General features: G+C 33.3%; 19 protein-coding genes. 8 read left to right on the top strand and 11 right to left on the bottom strand.

Translation table 11 applies throughout. The features are described 5' to 3' along the window. Nucleotides 1-36: 36 nt before the first annotated feature. The 5 genes from AC3Y25_RS14055 to AC3Y25_RS14035 form a co-directional block, all read right to left on the bottom strand. Nucleotides 37-435: a hypothetical protein gene (locus tag AC3Y25_RS14055; protein WP_250834024.1), complete on the bottom strand. Its 399-nt coding sequence runs from the start codon at nucleotides 433-435 to the stop codon at nucleotides 37-39. A gap of 176 nt (nucleotides 436-611) precedes the next feature. After that, on the bottom strand, nucleotides 612-1,163 hold the full coding sequence (locus AC3Y25_RS14050) for a hypothetical protein (RefSeq protein ID WP_250834023.1): 552 nt from the start codon (nucleotides 1,161-1,163) through the stop codon (nucleotides 612-614). Nucleotides 1,164-1,174: 11 nt separating this feature from the next. Next, the gene (locus tag AC3Y25_RS14045; RefSeq protein WP_489903164.1) at nucleotides 1,175-2,626 is read right to left on the bottom strand and encodes a hypothetical protein; all 1,452 of its coding nucleotides are present in this window, start codon (nucleotides 2,624-2,626) and stop codon (nucleotides 1,175-1,177) included. Between the two features lie 5 nt (nucleotides 2,627-2,631). Next, the gene (locus tag AC3Y25_RS14040; protein ID WP_489903163.1) at nucleotides 2,632-3,201 is read right to left on the bottom strand and encodes a YceI family protein; all 570 of its coding nucleotides are present in this window, start codon (nucleotides 3,199-3,201) and stop codon (nucleotides 2,632-2,634) included. Nucleotides 3,202-3,504: 303 nt separating this feature from the next. Then, the gene (locus AC3Y25_RS14035) at nucleotides 3,505-4,065 is read right to left on the bottom strand and encodes a YceI family protein (protein ID WP_489903162.1); all 561 of its coding nucleotides are present in this window, start codon (nucleotides 4,063-4,065) and stop codon (nucleotides 3,505-3,507) included. A gap of 372 nt (nucleotides 4,066-4,437) precedes the next feature. Between AC3Y25_RS14035 and rlmN the strand changes: the two genes are divergently transcribed. Then, a complete protein-coding gene (gene rlmN / locus AC3Y25_RS14030; RefSeq protein ID WP_095928570.1) occupies nucleotides 4,438-5,481 on the top strand; it encodes a dual-specificity RNA methyltransferase RlmN in 1,044 nt (347 codons plus the stop codon). A 161-nt stretch (nucleotides 5,482-5,642) separates the two neighbouring features. Here rlmN and AC3Y25_RS14025 read toward each other — a convergent pair whose 3' ends face one another. After that, nucleotides 5,643-6,503, bottom strand: a complete 861-nt coding sequence (locus AC3Y25_RS14025) for a hypothetical protein (RefSeq protein WP_489903161.1) — start codon at nucleotides 6,501-6,503, stop codon at nucleotides 5,643-5,645. 162 nt (nucleotides 6,504-6,665) lie between these two features. On the opposite strand from AC3Y25_RS14025, the gene AC3Y25_RS14020 reads away from it, so the two are divergent. From AC3Y25_RS14020 to dnaG, 5 genes are all read left to right on the top strand, one after another. Beyond that, nucleotides 6,666-7,643 carry a polyprenyl synthetase family protein gene (locus tag AC3Y25_RS14020; RefSeq protein ID WP_427872264.1) on the top strand — a complete coding sequence of 326 codons (978 nt, stop codon included), beginning with the start codon at nucleotides 6,666-6,668 and terminating at the stop codon, nucleotides 7,641-7,643. A gap of 201 nt (nucleotides 7,644-7,844) precedes the next feature. Beyond that, nucleotides 7,845-8,405 carry an RNA polymerase sigma factor gene (locus AC3Y25_RS14015; RefSeq protein ID WP_482503999.1) on the top strand — a complete coding sequence of 187 codons (561 nt, stop codon included), beginning with the start codon at nucleotides 7,845-7,847 and terminating at the stop codon, nucleotides 8,403-8,405. Beyond that, nucleotides 8,392-9,135 carry a hypothetical protein gene (locus AC3Y25_RS14010; RefSeq protein WP_489903160.1) on the top strand — a complete coding sequence of 248 codons (744 nt, stop codon included), beginning with the start codon at nucleotides 8,392-8,394 and terminating at the stop codon, nucleotides 9,133-9,135. The genes AC3Y25_RS14015 and AC3Y25_RS14010 overlap by 14 nt, the downstream gene beginning before the upstream one ends. 32 nt (nucleotides 9,136-9,167) lie before the next feature. Next, nucleotides 9,168-10,259 (top strand): hypothetical protein, encoded by a 1,092-nt coding sequence (locus tag AC3Y25_RS14005; RefSeq protein WP_489903159.1) that lies wholly within the window; start codon nucleotides 9,168-9,170, stop codon nucleotides 10,257-10,259. Nucleotides 10,260-10,388: 129 nt separating this feature from the next. Then, complete coding sequence (dnaG, locus tag AC3Y25_RS14000) at nucleotides 10,389-12,461, top strand: DNA primase (RefSeq protein ID WP_250834015.1); 2,073 nt, start codon at nucleotides 10,389-10,391, stop codon at nucleotides 12,459-12,461. A gap of 89 nt (nucleotides 12,462-12,550) precedes the next feature. Here the strand turns inward: dnaG and AC3Y25_RS13995 are convergent, their stop codons facing one another. Together AC3Y25_RS13995 and nadE are read right to left on the bottom strand one after the other, a co-directional pair. After that, nucleotides 12,551-13,180 carry a response regulator transcription factor gene (locus AC3Y25_RS13995; protein WP_008467169.1) on the bottom strand — a complete coding sequence of 210 codons (630 nt, stop codon included), beginning with the start codon at nucleotides 13,178-13,180 and terminating at the stop codon, nucleotides 12,551-12,553. A 92-nt stretch (nucleotides 13,181-13,272) separates the two neighbouring features. Then, nucleotides 13,273-14,079 (bottom strand): NAD(+) synthase, encoded by an 807-nt coding sequence (nadE, locus tag AC3Y25_RS13990; protein ID WP_320492809.1) that lies wholly within the window; start codon nucleotides 14,077-14,079, stop codon nucleotides 13,273-13,275. 99 nt (nucleotides 14,080-14,178) lie between these two features. Here nadE and gldB point away from each other — a divergent pair, with 99 nt between their 5' ends. Together gldB and gldC are read left to right on the top strand one after the other, a co-directional pair. Continuing rightward, a complete protein-coding gene (gldB, locus tag AC3Y25_RS13985; protein ID WP_489903158.1) occupies nucleotides 14,179-15,135 on the top strand; it encodes a gliding motility lipoprotein GldB in 957 nt (318 codons plus the stop codon). Further along, the gene (gene gldC / locus AC3Y25_RS13980; RefSeq protein ID WP_172426852.1) at nucleotides 15,135-15,467 is read left to right on the top strand and encodes a gliding motility protein GldC; all 333 of its coding nucleotides are present in this window, start codon (nucleotides 15,135-15,137) and stop codon (nucleotides 15,465-15,467) included. The genes gldB and gldC overlap by 1 nt, the downstream gene beginning before the upstream one ends. A gap of 125 nt (nucleotides 15,468-15,592) precedes the next feature. Here gldC and AC3Y25_RS13975 read toward each other — a convergent pair whose 3' ends face one another. From AC3Y25_RS13975 to AC3Y25_RS13965, 3 genes are all read right to left on the bottom strand, one after another. Then, entirely contained in the window at nucleotides 15,593-16,222 is a 630-nt protein-coding gene (locus AC3Y25_RS13975; RefSeq protein ID WP_489903157.1) for a hypothetical protein, read from the bottom strand. Nucleotides 16,223-16,377: 155 nt separating this feature from the next. Beyond that, nucleotides 16,378-16,998 carry a ribosome biogenesis GTP-binding protein YihA/YsxC gene (gene yihA / locus AC3Y25_RS13970; protein ID WP_095928581.1) on the bottom strand — a complete coding sequence of 207 codons (621 nt, stop codon included), beginning with the start codon at nucleotides 16,996-16,998 and terminating at the stop codon, nucleotides 16,378-16,380. 44 nt (nucleotides 16,999-17,042) lie between these two features. Beyond that, nucleotides 17,043-17,807: an alpha/beta fold hydrolase gene (locus AC3Y25_RS13965; protein ID WP_427872271.1), complete on the bottom strand. Its 765-nt coding sequence runs from the start codon at nucleotides 17,805-17,807 to the stop codon at nucleotides 17,043-17,045. Nucleotides 17,808-17,826 lie beyond the last annotated feature (19 nt).

Raw genomic sequence — 17,826 nt, 5'->3', positions numbered from 1 at the left:
TTTTGCGAATGGTTTATTTTAAGGTTTAAAAAGGTTTTATTTTTTCAAAGCTTCGTTTACGTCTTTGGCTGTTTTTACAGTTCCGTCTTTGGCTGCTTTAGCCGCATTTTCAACTTTTTCAGCTCCTTTTTTAGTAGCGTCTTTTACATCAGTTGCTGTTTTTTTAGCTGCATTTTCAACATCGTTTGCCGCTTTTTTAGTAGCGTCTTTTACATCTTGAGCAGCAGTTTCTGTAGCATCTTTTGCTTTAGCAGCAGCGCCTTCTGCTTTGCTTACCGCACTGTCTTTTACTTCTTCGATATCTGTTGTAAGAGAATCAACTTTGTTGCCTAGCGTTAATTCATCTTCGGCAGGTTTGTTTTCTTTTTTTTCACATGACTGAACAGCAAATGCTAATAAGGCAATAACAGCTAAACTTAAAATTTGTTTTTTCATAATTACATTTTTTTAGGTTGATAAAACTTAAAGGTTAAATGGCTGAAAATAAAATTACAAATTTTAAAATGATTGAGCTCTTTGTAAGATTATTTTTCTTTTGAGAGCAAAACAATTCTTGTGCCAAATTTTGACTTTTTTTAGCTTGGTGTTCAATTTTTTTTCTACAATAAAATTTAGTTTTTATATAAACTGAAATTAATAACAATGTCGTCTTTCACTTTAATCAAGCCAGCCATTTTTACTGGTGGTTCCAACTCAATATCAGAGAACTTTAAACTAAGCGTTCCTTGAATCTTATCATCAGTATTATATAGTATAAAATCTTTGTATTTGAGCGTCTTGTCAGTTATGAAAAAGTTTAGTCTGCATTTGTAATTCTTTCCCATTGGCTTTATGTCGCTTATAGAAACTGTGCTGTTTGGGAATTGTTTGACTTTTACTGTTCCTTGCAAATCTTTGGTCATTACCTTATTGCCACAATCAAAGTTTGACATTTTGATGTCGGTATTAAAGGTGTTTTTTTTAACTGAGTTTACATAAACAGTATCCTTTATAGCAAAGGTATTGGAGCAATTATATTTGCCAACTGTAGATAGTCCTGTGATTTCTATTTTAATTTTATTAATTGCCACAGCGCTATCTTCTGCGAAAAAAGTGGGTTTAGCACTTCCTAGTAAAAAGAACATTGCTAAACCCATTATTAATATTTGAAATCTCGTTTTCATTTTTTTTTATATTAGAACGCAATGGTTGCTTCGAATACTATACCTTCAAACTTACCGCCATAAAAGTTGTTTACATTTCCAGTAGCCGGATCTCCTACAAATTGTGAATAATCTTTATATTTTTGATTCACGTAGTTTAATTTAGCCAAAATGTTTTTAGTCATAAACCAGCCAGCGCTTGCTTCAAATTTATCTACGGTAACCTTTTTAGCGTCAGCATTAGATAGTTTTCCAGATACGGTATTGTATTTTCCTCCGATATAGAATTGTTCAGTTCCTCCAAATCTGTAAATAAGCTCTGAAGCATATTGGTTAGCAGTACGTTTGTCGTCAGTACCCGCTTTGTCTCCTCCTGAAGCTAATTCGATTGTTCCGAAGAATTCAAGTCCTTTATATTTCACAAAAGGGTTAATCATGTATGTAGTAGCCCAGTTTTTGAAATTAGGGTTGAACGTTGCTTCTGGAGTAGATGTTTTACTGAAACTAGTAGGAACATCTGTAGTAGTTGTAGAAGTAACGTTACCATCAGCGTCGGTCTTAGTAATTGTATTTTTATAAGCGTTATTATTCAATATGCCCCAATAACCAAATCCTGATCTATTAGCAGAATATATATTTGCGTTACCAAGATTTGCATTATGGTAAAGAGAGCCAGTTAATCTTACTCTTAAATCTTCATTAAGCTGTTTGTCATAACCCAATTTAGCTAAAATTGAAGGACTATGTGTTGTATTGGTATTTGGACCATTAGTATAAAAAACTTCTTCATTACTCTGATTTAAATTACCATTTGTAACACCTAACATGCTTACCAATCCATTTCTGTTGTAGTAAACCTCCATACCCATTTCTGTAGTGAAAGAATACATGATGTTGTTTCCAACAAATGCATTTCTAATGGTATTACCATTATCAGAACCTCTAAAGTGAGCATCACCAAAATTGTTCTCCATTTGTCCAATTTTAATGGTAGCATATTTCATTACATCAGCCAAGAAGTCTTTTTTGATGAAGTCTAACTTGTCAATTTGCAAGTATCCACCTTTTACATAAGAGTCATTGTGGTGTCTTGAAGCTAAATAAACATCTAAATTTACTCGTACTCCGTCAAATAGTTGTGCGCCAATATACATGTCAGCTGCAGGAAGAGTAAAATTGTTTTCAGTATTCATTAAACGATATCCAGTAATTGTTCTAGTAGTAGTCCCAGTTGCTGTAGTGGTTGTAGTCGTAGAACTAGCAGGTTGGTTGTTGAATGAATTTGTGGCTTGGAAATCCATGTTGAAAGCACCACCAAAGTCAATGCTGATACCTTTAAATTCTCTATTGTCTTTTTGTACGTCAAAAACGTTGATACCGTCTTTTCCTCTAGAGATTTGGTTTTGCATGTTTCCAAAGCTTACTTGTGCATTTACAGCGAACGTGCTTATTACTGTAATAAATAGGATATAAATCTTCTTCATGGCGGTTATAAATTAAAGTTTAAATTAAATTTTATAGTCAGGTCTTGTCCTGTTTTGATTGTTCCAAGCATTGCTGTTGGCGATTTCATTCCGAAGTCTGCAAAAGTAATTTTGTTACTTCCTTGAAGATTTAGTCCATTTGCAGTAACAGTTGTTTTTACAGAAGTTTTGTAAACTTTGCTAACTCCAGCAATGGTGTAAGTACCAGTTAGTTCCCAAGTAGTTTCGTTTACTTTTTCAGCAGATTTCAGAACATATTTTATTTGCTTGTTTTTATCCGTTTTTAGCGTTTCGTATGCCACTTTATCCATGCTTTTTTTCTCACTTTTTACGCTTTCTGCCAATAAAGTAACGGTTAGAGCGTCTATGTCAGTTAGCTTTCCGTTAGCAATGTTTAGAGTTGCTGTTCCAGTTCCAGACGCCGATTTCATCTCCCAATCGTGAAGTGTAGATGTACCAGATACAGAAAAAGTTGATTTACTATCTAAGGCATATGATTTTTGTGCTGTCGCAAATGAGGTAATTCCGAAAATTGCAATAACAAGGGCGAATAATTTCATTTTATGGGTTTTCATTTTAATTATGTATTTTGATTAAAAAAATAGATAAACTCGGCCAATTCTATCTCTAAGTGTTTATTGTTTGTTTTTTAACTTGTATCAAAGATCTACTTATAAACCAGCTTGGTACATGATAATAATCATTGTTAAAATTTTATTAAATTGGTATTTAATAACTACAACGTTTTCATTTTCTGCATAATCGATTACTAAAGCAAAAAAGAGTATTGATTTTTATTAAATTGTCATTTTTTAACATTTTGCTAAAAATTGAAAATCTTAAAAGAGAGACAATTTTTAACATTAAGTCGATTTGATTTAGCTTAAAATAATATTGAAGATTACAGTTAAATCTTTTCCTGCTTTAACAACTCCAAGAGCTGCTTTAGGAGGTGTCATTTCAAAATCGCCAAAAGTAATTTGGTTAGAACCCTGCAGAATAATATTTCCTTTACTAGTGGTAACTTTTACTTGGGTTTTGTATTCTTTGCTTACTCCTGCAATCGTGTAAACTCCTGTTAAGTTCCAAGTGTTATCATCTATCTTTTCAGCAGATTTTAAAACGTATTCAATATTCTTATGTGTTTCGGTATCCAAAGCTTCGTAAGCTACTTTGTCCATACTCGCTTTATAGCTTTTTAAGCTTTCGGCCAATAGTGAAATTCTTAGACTATTTATTGTAGCAAGTTTAGAATCCTTAACTATTAAGTTGGCCATTCCAGTTCCTTCTGTAGATTTCATTACCCAGTCGTGTACTGTAGAGGTTCCTGCTACTTCAAAGGTTGAGTTTGCAGCTACACTATAATTTTTTTGAGCATTTGCCTGTAATGCTATTGTTGTAAAAATTACGGTCAGTAAAAATGATTGAATTGTTTTCATGTTGATAAAGTATAGGTTAATCATTTAAATGAGGATGTTTTAAAATTCAGTTAGTGGATGCAGAATCAAAAACTATCCTTATTTCTTAGACCAAAATTATCGCGCGCGCGAAGAAAACGAAATGATAAAAATCATGGCTAAAGTTTTATTAAATTGTTATAGTAAAAGAAGGAATGGCCTATTAACACTAAGATTTTATCTTTAAAGGAAATAAAATAAGATGTAAGTAATTGCCTATTAGTTTATTGTGTGTTTGGATCGAAAACATCTCGTACTGTTTTTTTAGCCCATTTTTTTGAAAAGAAATCAATAAAAAATGGTGGAAAGTGCTTTAAGTTTTAGAAAATACTGGAAATAAACTAACTTTGCAGCATGCAAATGGAGAAAAAAGACATACGAGCCTTATCAAAAGAACAGCTTCGCGATTTTTTTGTTGAAAATGGAGATAAAGCTTTCCGCGGAAATCAGGTTTACGAATGGCTATGGAGCAAAGGAGCCCACAGTTTTGAAGACATGACAAATGTAGCCAAAGCTACAAGGTCTATGCTTGAAAATAGCTTTGTTATCAATCATATTAAGGTTGATACCATGCAAAGAAGCAGTGACGGAACAGTAAAAAATGCTGTTAGGCTTCATGACGGACTTGTAGTAGAGTCTGTTTTAATTCCTACAGAAACTAGAACTACTGCTTGTGTTTCTAGTCAAGTGGGCTGTAGTTTAGATTGTAATTTCTGTGCAACAGCACGATTAAAAAGAATGCGGAATCTAGAACCTGGCGAAATTTACGATCAAGTTCTAGCTATTGATAGAGAGAGCCGTTTGTATTACAATCATCCGCTTTCTAATATTGTTTTCATGGGAATGGGAGAACCTTTAATGAATTATAATAATGTCATTAAAGCAATAGACATGATTACTTCAGAAGAAGGGTTAGGAATGTCTCCAAAACGAATTATGGTTTCGACTTCGGGAATTCCGAAGATGATCAAAAAAATGGCCGATGATGATGTGAAGTTTAAGCTGGCAGTTTCTCTGCACTCTGCTATAGACGAAACTCGCGCTCGCATTATGCCTTTTAGTAAAAACTTCCCTTTAAAAGATTTACGTGAAGCATTAGAATATTGGTATAGAAAAACCAAAAGCAAAATTTCTTACGAATATGTAGTTTGGAAAGGAATTAACGATGATAAAGCTTCCGTTGATGCGTTGGTTAAATTCTGTAAATATGTGCCTTGTAAAGTCAATTTGATTGAATACAATCCAATTGATGATGGCGAATTCCAGCAAGCTTCAGAAGAATCGATTATGGCTTATATAAAAGCATTAGAAAATATTGGAGTAGTGGTAAAAGTACGTCGCAGCCGAGGAAAAGACATTGACGCCGCCTGTGGACAATTAGCCAATAAAGAAGCATAAAAAATACTCCGCTAGGAGTATCTCATCGGTAGAAAAAAAATAGAGACATGCATTAATTATGTCCCATCGGGACATTTGATCGGTTTTTGGAAAATTAAAAAGCATTAAAAACAAGAATTATTTCTCATTTTTAATGCTTTTTTCTTGGACAAAAAGGATGCTTATTTTTTCAGATCTACTTCTTCAGTAACGCCGTCTTTTGTTACTTTTACAAGCGTATCGCATTCTCCGCTACCATAATCAATAGTTGCTATAGCGCCATTTTTAGTTATAGAAGCGATTCCTTTTACAGCAATAGATTTTCTGCAAGATGCATTAAACTCTAGAGGAGTTGTAATTTCTGCCGAAAAAGTATCTCCGTTCGGGAAAGTTGTAGAGCCGCTTCCGGTAACTACAAACACATTATCATCCCAATCAAACCATGTGTCATAGCCGGAAGTCATTTCTTTTGTTAGCGTTCCTTTTCTAGTATACACTTTTCCATCATCAAACGTAATGGTTAAATCTATAGAAGCTGTAGAAACAGGATGGGCTGTCACCAATAAATTGGTCTCTTTAATAGTTCTCACAATACTTTTGCTTCCTTGAATTTTTTTACCATTATGATAAAATCCATCAAAAGTGTAGCTAATGGTTTGTGTAGAAGAAGTAAAATCATTTGAAAAAGAAACAACCATTTTACCTTTTACTGTATTTCCGTTATTAAGAGTGCAGCCTTCCACACCAAAATCTACTGTTTTTGTCCAAGTGTTATTGGTTAAAACTGTAGTGATTGTAGCACAGCTAGGAAGATATTTTTTTATAGGTCCGTTTGGTTTGGCATTTACATTCAATTGAGAGCTAAACTGATCTTCAGCAATATCCGTAACATCCTCAACAGAAGCATCGATTTTAGCATTGGTTACAATCTCATCGTTGGTAATCGCAGCTCCCGATCCGTCATTTATTTTTTCATCAGAATTACAGCTGATGAAAAAAGACATAGTAATTAAAGTACTAAATAATAAAAGTTTTGTTTTCATAAAAAAAATGGTTTTAGGTTTTTCTTTTAACTTAATGAATTCAAATCAGTATTAGTTAGAGCTATTTTTGGTGTTTTTTTTCAGGTTAAAACATAAAATATTTAAATCCTAACCTAAAATAAACAACGTATTTTTATTTAAAATAGTATATTTGGAATCTAAATGAATATTACGTCTCAAATAAAGCAGCCTATTTTTACCGAGATGGAACTTTTCGAGAAAAAGTTCCATGAATCGATGACTTCTAAGGTTGCGTTGCTAAATCGAATCACTTATTATATCGTAAACCGCAAAGGGAAACAAATGCGTCCGATGTTTGTTTTTCTTACTGCAAAAATGGTTTCTGGAGGTACTGTAAATGAAAGAACCTACCGAGGAGCTTCAGTAATTGAGCTTATTCACACGGCAACTTTGGTGCATGATGATGTGGTAGATGACAGTAATCGCCGTCGCGGATTTTTCTCAATTAATGCGCTTTGGAAAAATAAGATTGCCGTTTTGGTTGGAGATTATTTATTGTCTAAAGGTTTATTGCTTTCTATAGATAATGGCGATTTCGATTTATTGAGAATTATTTCTGTAGCTGTTCGTGAAATGAGCGAAGGAGAATTGCTTCAAATCGAAAAAGCAAGAAGACTTGATATTACTGAAGACGTTTACTACGAAATCATCAGAAAGAAAACAGCAACGCTTATTGCGGCGTGTTGTGCGCTTGGCGCGAAAGCCGTAATCGAAGACGATTCTCAGGTAGAAAACATGCGCAAATTCGGTGAATTGATCGGAATGGCATTTCAGATCAAAGACGATTTATTTGATTACAGCGAAGAAGCCATCGGAAAACCAACAGGAATAGATATTAAAGAGCAAAAAATGACTTTGCCTTTAATTCACGTTTTAAATACTTGTACTCCGCAAGAAAAAAAGTGGCTGATAAACTCCATCAAAAACCACAACAAAGACAAAAAACGGGTAAAAGAAGTTATTGCTTTTGTAAAAGATAATAATGGTTTGGCTTACGCCGAAAATAAAATGGTCGAATTCCAACAGGAAGCACTTGCATTACTTCAAAACTTCGAAGATTCTGAGTATAAAGACGCTTTGACTTTGATGGTCAACTACGTTATTGAGAGAAAAAAATAATCTTTTTAAATTAGATAATCAGAAAATGTGTCAATTAGATAATTGGTTTACTTTGTTGTAAATCAGTTGTTTATTGCTATATGTTGGAATTTGGAATTTAAAAATTTGATTTTTTTTTAAGCCCATGCAACCATTTCAAATCGACAATCGTCTATGCTAATAGAAGTCTGTTTCTAAAACCAAAAACCGAAAAGCTTATTAATGAAAATTATCCAGTTACATCAAGAAGAAACCAAAATCATAAAGTTGGCTGCCGAGAACAATCGTCAGGCACAGCAGCAGATTTACACTAAGTTTTCTTCTAAAATGTTAAGTGTGTGTCGTCAATATATAAAAGACATGCAATTGGCAGAAGATGTAATGATAACAGCTTTTATGAAAGTGTTTACCAATTTAAGCAAGTTTGAACACAAAGGAAGTTTTGAAGGCTGGATCCGCCGAATTATGGTTAACGAATGCATTTCGTATTTAAGAGTTCAGAAAAAGGTAAAATTTGCCGAAGATGAATTTTTTGTAGAAGAAAGCTTCAATGAAATCGACAGCCAATTTACCGTAGAACAGATTCAGTATTTAATTGATGCTTTGCCCGACGGCTATAAAATGGTTTTCAATTTATATGCGATTGAAGGTTACAAACACAATGAAATTGCCAAGATGTTAGGAATTAATGAAGGAACATCGAAATCGCAATTATCGCACGCTAGAAAAATGCTGCAAACACAAATTACTATTTTAAAAAAACAAGATAATGGAACCGAATAATTTTGAAAAGGATTTCCGTGAAAAACTAAATCAACGCGAAATTGAGCCAAGCAACAAAGCCTGGGATCGATTGGATGCGATGCTGGCTGTAGCAGAAGAAAAAGAACCAGTTAAGCTTAATTCAAAAAAATCAAAAAGTAAATGGCTGTATATCGCAGCAAGTTTCATCGGATTTCTGTTGGTTGGAACGCTGTTTTTCAATCAAAATAAAAATGCAATTAAAACGCCAGAAACGGTAGTTGTTGAAAAAGAAAAAGAAACTGAAAAAGAATTGATAACAGAACCTGTTTTAAATACTGTTGATTCAGTGAAAACGGAAACTGCAATTGCCGAAAAAACTTCGGAAGAAACAGTAAACAAAAACGAAAAAAACAATCCCAAAGTTTCGGGACAAATTTCAAATAAAATCACTCAAAATAAATCAAATCAAATAGCGGAGTCTTCAATCATCAAAAACAATCAAGAAAAACAATCAACAAACAATCCAACTTTAATTGCCGAAATGTCTAAACAAGATAATGTCGATCAATTATTGGAAAAAGCTGAAACTAAAATTTTAGCAGAAAATGCAGTTAAATCAAAATCAAAAATCAAAATTAATTCGAACGACTTATTAGATCAAGTTGACGGTGAACTGGAGCTTTCTTTTAGAGAAAAAATGATTGCAAAAATCAATAAAAGTTACCACACGGTTAAAGTTGCTGTTGAAAATCGAAACGTTAAAAATTAAATCATCAATCAAATCAATCAAAAAAAGTAATCATGAAAAATTTTACAATTTATCTATTTCTCTTAGTATTCCTGTTTGTTACTAAAATGGTAGGACAAGAAACTTTTGAAAACAAAGCAAAAACAATTGCAGTTAATATCGAAAATATAACCAATGAAGAGAAAGCGGCATTAAAGAAAGAAGTCGATGAGGTTAATAATCAATTAGTAGAAGGGACAATTTCGAAAGAAGAAGCAGAAAAAAAGAAAAAAGAGTTTGCTGAAAAAAGAGCGCGCAATATCGAGAATCGAGTGGCTGTTGAACAGGAAAAATTGCAAGAATTGGTTCAGGAAAAAGTCGATGGCAAAGTGAATTACAATAAAGAAAAAGGAGGAACGGTTTTGTTAATTGGTACGGGCAATGATTCTATTGGTCCACATAAAACAGAAATAAAGATTCCTGCAATGAAGGTGTACAACGGTCAAGATGACAAAGTGAAGAGAGAATCTAAAAGAACAACTTCTCAATTTGTATTTGCAATGGGTTTAAACAGTACAATGGTCGACGGTAAACTGCAGGATTCCAATTATGATTTTATCGGATCACATTTTTACGAATGGGGTTTGACTCTTAATTCTAGAATTTTGAATGACAACAATTTGCTGCATGCCAAATACGGACTTTCATTAATGTATAATAACCTTAGGCCAACAGATAATCGCAGTTTTGTTGTAAATGGCGACCAAACAGATTTAGTGACAAATCCGATACATTTAAAAGAATCTCGTTTTAGAAATGTGTATTTAGTGGCGCCAGTTCATTTAGAATTTGATTTTTCGAAAGACGGAAACTACGACGGGAAATCTTATTTTAGAACACATAAAGGATTCCGAATGGGATTTGGAGGTTATGCGGGAATCAATGTAAAATCGAAACAGATTTTAAAATTTGAAGACAATGACTATAAAACAACCCAAAAAACAAAAGGCGATTATAATGTAAATAATTTCATTTACGGATTGAGTTCTTATATAGGTTATAAAGAAATAAGCTTGTATTTGAAATATGATTTAAACCCGATATTTAAAAATAATGCTGTCGATGAGAATAATATTTCGTTAGGTATTCGATTCGATTTCAACTAATAATAAAATTAAGTTTAGTTAGTAAAAGGGCATCTCGCGAGGGATGCTTTTTTTGCTTTAAAAATGATTAAAATTCCAACAAGATTTACGTATTTTTGCAAGCTATCAACTTTTAAAATTTAATACACTTTGATTTCACAAACCACCATTGATTCTGTTTTTGAAACTGCTCGAGTTGAGGAGGTTATTGGCGATTTTGTGAATTTGAAGCGCGCAGGAAGTAATTTTAAAGGGCTGAGTCCGTTCTCAGACGAGCGCTCTCCTTCGTTTATGGTTTCTCCGGCAAAAGGAATCTGGAAAGATTTTAGTACCGGAAAAGGTGGAAACTCTGTTAAATTCTTAATGGAACATTCGCAATTTACTTATCCAGAAGCCATTCGCTATTTAGCTAAAAAATACAATATCGAAATTGAAGAAACGGAGCAGACTGAAGCAGAAAAAGCCAATACAGATCTTCGTGAAAGTATGTATTTGGTTTCTGAATTTGCTGCTAAGTATTTTCAGGATGTTTTGGTTAATTCTGAAGAAGGAAAAGCAATTGGTTTATCGTATTTTAAAGAAAGAGGATTTACGAATGAAACCATTAAAAAATTCAATTTAGGATATTCTCCAGAAACTTGGGATGCTTTGACGAAAGAAGCCTTAGGAAAAGGATATAAATTAGAATTTCTAGAAAGTACAGGTTTGACAATTCCGAGAGAAGATCGACCATTTGACCGATTTAAAGGTCGTGTAATGTTTCCGATTCAAAGTATGTCGGGTCGTGTTTTAGGTTTTGGAGGGCGTATTTTAACGAATGATAAAAAAGCGGCAAAATACCTCAATTCGCCTGAAAGTGATATTTACCATAAAAGTAAAGTCCTTTATGGAATTTATCATGCAAAACAATCTATCGCCAAACAAAATAACTGTTACTTGGTTGAAGGTTATACCGATGTGATTCAGTTTAGCCAAGCAGGAATAGAAAATGTTGTGGCTTCATCTGGAACAGCTTTAACACCAGATCAGATTCGTTTGATCAATCGTCTAACTAGAAATATCACCGTTCTTTTTGATGGAGATGCGGCTGGTTTACGAGCGGCCATTCGAGGAATTGATTTGATTTTGGAAGAAGGTATGAATGTTCGTGTTTGTTCTTTTCCTCAGGGAGAAGATCCGGACAGTTTTGCGCGTAAAAATTCTCATGACGATTTAGTCGCTTATCTAGAAAACAACAGTAAAGATTTTATACAATTTAAGGCTTCGATTTTAATGGGCGAAGCCAAGAATGACCCCATAAAAAAGGCAGATCTGATTCGCGATATGGTTACGAGTATTTCTAAAATTCCAGACCGTATTCAGCGTGAAGTTTATATTCAGGAATGTGCTCGAATCATGGATATTTCGGAGCAGGTCTTGACGAGTACTTTGGCGCAGCTGATTCAGAAAGATATAGCTGACGCTAATAAAAAGCAGAAACAGGAACAAAGGCCTTTTGAGGTAGTCAGAAATCAGCCTCCGCAAGCAGGTTCATTTTCAGGAGGAGATCCGGAAGATCCAAGAACTGGCCCGCCCGAAGGTTACGATTATCCGGGAGATCCAGGATATTTTCCGCAAGAACAAAATCAAAAAGTAGATATTTTATATGGTTTCGAAAGAAAAGTCATTGAGATTTTGCTATTGTACGGAAGTGTAGTAGAAAATTTTGAAGATGTTTTTTTAAGGGCAGATGAAGAAGGAAATGTAAAAGAAGTTTCAGAAAAAAGACAATATAAGGTATTCGAAAAAATATATCTAAGTCTTCAAGAAGACGAAGTGCAGTTGTCTAATATTTTGTTTCAGAATATTTACACGAATATCATTGATTTTTATAATCAGAATGAAACATTTAGTTTAGATAAATATTTGATGCATTTAGAACCTGATTTTGCTCAAGAAGTAACCAATATTTTGATGGAAGATGAAAGATTAACCATTCATAATTGGGAAGGGCAGAATATTTACCCAAAACATAAAAGTGAAACCATTGAACAGAATGTTTCAGATACGATATTTTCTATGAGATGGTATTTGGTGTCTGGAATTATAGCAGAATTAAAGAATTCTCTTTTAACCGATCCTCAGGAAGATAATTCGGAAGTTTTGAGTATGGTGATCGATTATTCTAAATTGCTGAATAACTTTTCGAAAAAATTGGGGAGAGTAGTAGTGCCTTATCACTAAAAGAAAAAAACTCTATCTAATTTGATAATCAAAATAGATAGAGTTTTATAATTTTCGATTCTCTTAAAAGGCTAAGATTTTCGACTTGATTAAATAATTTCTAAAGTCTTAGCTTTGTTCACTAAGTCAACAAGATTAGTAACATTTAATTTTGTTAATAATCTCAGTTTGTAAGTACTGATTGTTTTTTCATTCAGATTTAAGATTTTAGAGATTTCATTGTTTTTCTTACCATCACTTAAATAACGTAAAACCTCGATTTCGCGGTTAGAAAGTTTTCTGTACAGACGCTCACTTTTGCTTTGTTTAGCAATAAGTGCCATGTTTTTACGTACTGTTTCGTTGATGATAATTTTTCCTTCGTGTACTTTAATAATAGAATGACCTAATGTTTCAAGTTTTTCTGTTTTATGTACATACCCAGAAACTCCTGCTTTAATTGCGTTTGGAGCGTACATTTGCTCAGCAAGATCACTGAAAATAACAATTTTTGTTTTTGGGAAATTTTTTAAGATAGATTTAATTTCAAAGATGCTTGAAAGACCTTCTAACTCTAGATCTAGAATTAAAATGTCGATCTCCTTCGTTTGAAGAATATCTCTAACCATTGAAAAATTGCCTACGTTGGCAACAATTGAAATTTGATCGTGGTCTTTAAAATAAGACTTAACGCCAAAGTGCGTCACAGGATGATTGTCTGCTAGACATACTTTAATCATAATTTTTACCTTTTTTAGAATTGTTCATGTTTTTGGAATGGTAAAATTAATAAATAAATTCTGTAATAACTCGCAGAGAATGTTAAAATGTATTATTTTAACGTTTTTGGGATTAAACAAACAGGAATTGGATCCATTTTATGCTTGTTGCTGGTGTTTAATCGTTTATAGATTTCAAAGACAGATTTTTCTCTCCCCTCGAAGTCAGATGCCGTTTTTCCTGACTCCGCGGCTAACATCGCCCATTCTAATTCGTCATAACTTGCGCCTAATTGATCTTCATCTGTACGATTGTCTCCAAATAATCCATCGGTAGGAGCGGCTGTTAAAATAGATTGTGGAATTTGCAAAAATTCTCCCAAAGCATATACATCAGATTTCATTAAATCGGCAATTGGACTCAAATCTACGCCGCCATCTCCGTATTTGGTGTAAAAACCTACGCCAAAATCTTCCACTTTGTTTCCTGTTCCGGCTACAAGTAAACCATGAATTCCTGCTAAATAATACAAAGAAGTCATTCTAATGCGTGCACGTGTGTTTGCTAAAGCTAAATTAACTTTTGCTGCATCTTCAGTTGAAGGCACTGCACTTTTAAAAGATTCAAAAGTTTGGGTCAAATCGGTCTTAACGTCAGAAACATTAGGGAAGCGTTTTTTGAGCTGTTCAATATGCTCTCTTCCTCTCGAAACTTGACTTTCTGCCTGATGAATAGGCATTTCGACACATAAAACATTCAGTCCTGTCTGTGCGCATAAAGTAGAAGTTACTGCAGAATCTACACCTCCTGAGATTCCAATTACAAAACCATTTACTTTTGCATTAGCAGCGTAATTTTTTAACCACTCTACAATGTGCGTATTTACTTTTTCTGTCTGAATTGTGCTTTTTTTAGCCATAATAGTTTAAGTTTTAAGATGCAGGGATGTATATTTGCAGAATTATTTTGAGTATGCAACTACTTAAAATTCTGATAACACAAATCTAATTAAAATAAAATGAAAATATATCGCTTTGCAGTGGTTCTATGCCTGTTTTTTTTGTCTTGCAATCAAAAAAGTAAGGTTGAAAAAGAAGTAGAAGAAATTCCTGTTGATATTAAAGTAGAACGATTTGATAAGGTGTTTTTTGAAACCAAACCGCAAGATCTTGCGAAAGTAAAAAAACAATATCCGTTTTTCTTTCCTGGTAATGATGATAACGTTTGGGTTCAGAAAATGAACGATCCAATCTGGAGAGAAGTTTATACAGAAGTTCAGAAAAAGTACAGCAATTTTGAGCCGGTTCGCAAAGAGTTTAATGAACTTTTTCAGCATGTAAAATACTATTTTCCTAAAAATAAAATTCCAAAGGTAATTACGGTAATTGGAGAAATGGATTATAATGCAAAATCTATTTACGCAGATAGTCTTGTAGTGGTAGCTTTAGAATTGTATTTAGGGAAAAATCATAAGTTTTATGAGTTTCCAAATTACTTAAAAGAGAACTTTGAAGAAAGACAAATTATGCCAGACGTAGTGTCTAGTTTTTCGTATCGAAATATTCCAAATTCTATAGATAAGAGTTTGGTTGCTCAAATGGTTTTTGAAGGGAAACAGCTTTATGCAAAAGATTTGCTGATTCCTGAATATACAGATGCAGAAAAAATGGGATATACTCCAGAGCAGATAAAATGGTGTGAAGAAAACGAAGCCTATATGTGGCGTTATTTCATAGAAAATGAAATGCTTTACAATGAAGATCCAAAGCTGAGAGCACGATTTATAGCTCCAGCACCTTTTTCTAAATTCTTTTTAGAAATAGATAACGATTCTCCAGGACGAGTGGGAGCTTGGATTGGCTGGCAGATGGTACGTTCTTACATGAAAAACAATAGTGATGTTACTTTGGCTGAATTATTCAAGCTTGAGCCAAAAGAAATCTTCGAAAAATCAAAATATAAACCTAAGAAATAATGGCAAATATAAACTCAGAGATTAAATTTAATATAGAATTGGACGAAAACCGTGTTCCTGAAAAATTAACATGGAGTGCACAAGATGGCGGAGTTCAAGCGGAAGAAGCAAAAGCAATCATGCTGTCTATTTGGGATAGTAAGGTAAAAGAAACCATGCGTATTGATTTGTGGACAAAAGATATGCCGGTAGATGAAATGAAGATTTTCTTTCACCAGACTTTAGTTGCAATGGCCGATACTTTTAAACGTGCAACAGACGATGAAAAAATGTCAGACACAATGAAAGATTTCTGTGATTACTTTGCAGAAAAACTGGAGCTTACGAAGTAATAGAAATTCCAATATAAAAAAATCCCAAATTCCAATTTCAAATAATTGGGTTTGGGATTTTTTGCTTTTTATTGTAATTGTCTAAGTAAGTCAAATAACAGGATATTTCCTTTTTTTTGTTCTTTTTATTTGACAGATCTTTTGTCTAGGTCTTTGAATATCTTTTTTAAAGCTCCTTTCATTAATTTATCTGATGTTTTGTAAAACTCTACATTGTCAATAAACTTGTTTGATTTTTCGGTAGACCACATCGGTTCGGTTTTTGTTTTTTGAGAAATGCCGACCACATTTTGAGAATAGATGATTTCTTGAGAATTTAAATCGTAAATTTCAACAAGTACGGCAGCTTCGTTTTTTCCTACTTCGTCATCGGATTGATAGAGCTCAATATAAGAGAAATCGCTTTTGCGTTTTGTAGTTGAGATATTAACGAAAAAATCAAAACCAGTTCCATCTTTTAATTCTTTTAGTTTGGTTTTATTGGGATTTAAATGAATCTTTCGGCTGATTAGTAATCCGTTAACATCATTTATATAAAACAAACGGTCTCTCAAATTCTTTTTAAAAAACGCTAAAGATTCTTCCGTTAATTTGTCTTTTGATTTTTTAGGGCAATCTAATTCATTCATCAACCATCTTCCTGAGGTAAAATTAACACCGGATCTTGGTCCAGATGTAAACATATAAGTTGGTGTTTTGCAAGAGGTCAGGATCAGGGTCAAGAAAATAAAAAAGAATGGTTTTGGGTTCTTCATAAACTATTTTTGGTTGTGTCAAATGTAGTTTAAAAGATAGTTTTCAGACTATGAAAAACAATTTATTTTTAAGTTTTTACTTTCAAAAATAAAAATCCCAAATTCCAGGATTACAATTGGAATTTGGGATTTTAATATTGTGAGTTTTTAAAATTTTAAAATTCAGAGTTGTTTTTAAAAACTTCTTGATTCACTTCATCTATATAAGATAATAGTTCTTCTTTTCCGGTAGATTCTGTAGATGAGGTTACAAAATATTGAGGCATTTCGGCCCAGTTGTTGGCAAACATCTGTTTTTTGTAAGCTGCAATATGCGAATCTATTTTTGTTTTACTAATTTTATCTGCCTTAGTAAAAATAATGCAGAACGGAATTTCGCTTTCGCCCATATAAGACATAAATTCGATATCTATTTTTTGAGCTTCGTGGCGAATGTCAATTAAAACAAAAGCACAAACCAGTTGTTCTCTGTTTTCAAAATAATCAGTAATAAATTGCTGAAAAACTGATTTTGTTTTCTTAGAAACTTTAGCGTAACCATAACCAGGCAAATCGACCAAAAACCAATTGTTGTTGATTTTGAAATGATTTATTAATTGTGTTTTTCCTGGTTTTCCAGATGTTTTGGCTAAATTTTTATTGTTGGTAAGCATATTAATCAAAGATGACTTACCTACGTTTGATCTTCCTATAAAAGCATATTCTGGCAAAAAATCCTTTGGACATTTTGATGCATCAGAATTGCTGACAATAAATTCGGCGGTGTTAATTTTCATGTTCTTTCGTTTTAAAACCTCCTAAAAAAAATAAATTTTGACGGCTAAAAATTCTTTTCAGTAAGCCATTTTTCAAGAATTTCATTAAATTCCTGAGGGTGTTCCATCATCGCTGCGTGTCCGCATTTGTCAATCCAGTATAAAGTTGAATTTGGTAACAATTTATTAAATTCTTCAGCTACATTTGGAGGAGTTACAGAGTCATTTCGACCCCAAATAATACAGGTTTCAACGTCCATTTTTGGCAAATCTTTAGCCATATTATGACGAATGGCACTCTTTGCAATGGTTAAAGTTTTGATTAATTTGATGCGGTCATTAGCTGTAGCGTAAACTTCATCAATCAAATCGGGAGTTGCAATTTTTGGGTCATAAAATACAGCCTCAGCTTTTGTTTTGATGTATTCGTAATCGCCTCTTCTTGGATAGCTATCTCCCATTGCGCTTTCGTAAAGTCCAGAACTCCCGGTAATTACAAGTCCGGCAACTTTCTCAGGATAAAGTTTTGTATGGTACAAAGCAATATGCCCTCCAAGAGAATTTCCTAGAAGAATAACTTTGTCAAACCCTTTGTAAGTGATAAAGTCTTTTACGTATTTCGCAAAACTTTTTACGTTCGTTTTTAAAATGCTTTGGGTGTATATTGGCAAATCTGGGATAACAACTTTATATCCTTTCGTTGGGAAATATTGTGCTACACCATCAAAGTTACTTAGACCTCCCATTAAACCATGCAGAATAACGATCGGAGTTCCTTCTCCAGCTTCGAAATAGCTGTATTTGCCTTCTTTTTTATAGTGTTTGTCCATCTAATCTAATGCCAATTTC

This window comes from Flavobacterium sp. LK-23 (assembly GCF_058135255.1).
Note: the sequence above shows the minus strand (reverse complement) of the source record. Positions and strands in the feature narration are given on the sequence as shown.

Bases quoted from the DNA above. Each gene is read 5' to 3' on its own strand.
- AC3Y25_RS13995 (WP_008467169.1), bottom strand. From the start codon at position 13,180: ATGATTAAAGTATGTCTAGCAGACAATCATCCTGTGACGCACTTTGGC.
- rlmN (WP_095928570.1), top strand. From the start codon at position 4,438: ATGCAAATGGAGAAAAAAGACATACGAGCCTTATCAAAAGAACAGCTT.
- AC3Y25_RS14050 (WP_250834023.1), bottom strand. From the start codon at position 1,163: ATGAAAACGAGATTTCAAATATTAATAATGGGTTTAGCAATGTTCTTT.
- AC3Y25_RS14055 (WP_250834024.1), bottom strand. From the start codon at position 435: ATGAAAAAACAAATTTTAAGTTTAGCTGTTATTGCCTTATTAGCATTT.
- AC3Y25_RS14005 (WP_489903159.1), top strand. From the start codon at position 9,168: ATGAAAAATTTTACAATTTATCTATTTCTCTTAGTATTCCTGTTTGTT.
- AC3Y25_RS14010 (WP_489903160.1), top strand. From the start codon at position 8,392: ATGGAACCGAATAATTTTGAAAAGGATTTCCGTGAAAAACTAAATCAA.
- AC3Y25_RS14015 (WP_482503999.1), top strand. From the start codon at position 7,845: ATGAAAATTATCCAGTTACATCAAGAAGAAACCAAAATCATAAAGTTG.
- AC3Y25_RS13965 (WP_427872271.1), bottom strand. From the start codon at position 17,807: ATGGACAAACACTATAAAAAAGAAGGCAAATACAGCTATTTCGAAGCT.
- nadE (WP_320492809.1), bottom strand. From the start codon at position 14,079: ATGGCTAAAAAAAGCACAATTCAGACAGAAAAAGTAAATACGCACATT.
- AC3Y25_RS14035 (WP_489903162.1), bottom strand. From the start codon at position 4,065: ATGAAAACAATTCAATCATTTTTACTGACCGTAATTTTTACAACAATA.
- gldB (WP_489903158.1), top strand. From the start codon at position 14,179: ATGAAAATATATCGCTTTGCAGTGGTTCTATGCCTGTTTTTTTTGTCT.
- AC3Y25_RS13975 (WP_489903157.1), bottom strand. From the start codon at position 16,222: ATGAAGAACCCAAAACCATTCTTTTTTATTTTCTTGACCCTGATCCTG.
- AC3Y25_RS14020 (WP_427872264.1), top strand. From the start codon at position 6,666: ATGAATATTACGTCTCAAATAAAGCAGCCTATTTTTACCGAGATGGAA.
- AC3Y25_RS14045 (WP_489903164.1), bottom strand. From the start codon at position 2,626: ATGAAGAAGATTTATATCCTATTTATTACAGTAATAAGCACGTTCGCT.
- yihA (WP_095928581.1), bottom strand. From the start codon at position 16,998: ATGAAAATTAACACCGCCGAATTTATTGTCAGCAATTCTGATGCATCA.
- AC3Y25_RS14040 (WP_489903163.1), bottom strand. From the start codon at position 3,201: ATGAAAACCCATAAAATGAAATTATTCGCCCTTGTTATTGCAATTTTC.
- gldC (WP_172426852.1), top strand. From the start codon at position 15,135: ATGGCAAATATAAACTCAGAGATTAAATTTAATATAGAATTGGACGAA.
- AC3Y25_RS14025 (WP_489903161.1), bottom strand. From the start codon at position 6,503: ATGAAAACAAAACTTTTATTATTTAGTACTTTAATTACTATGTCTTTT.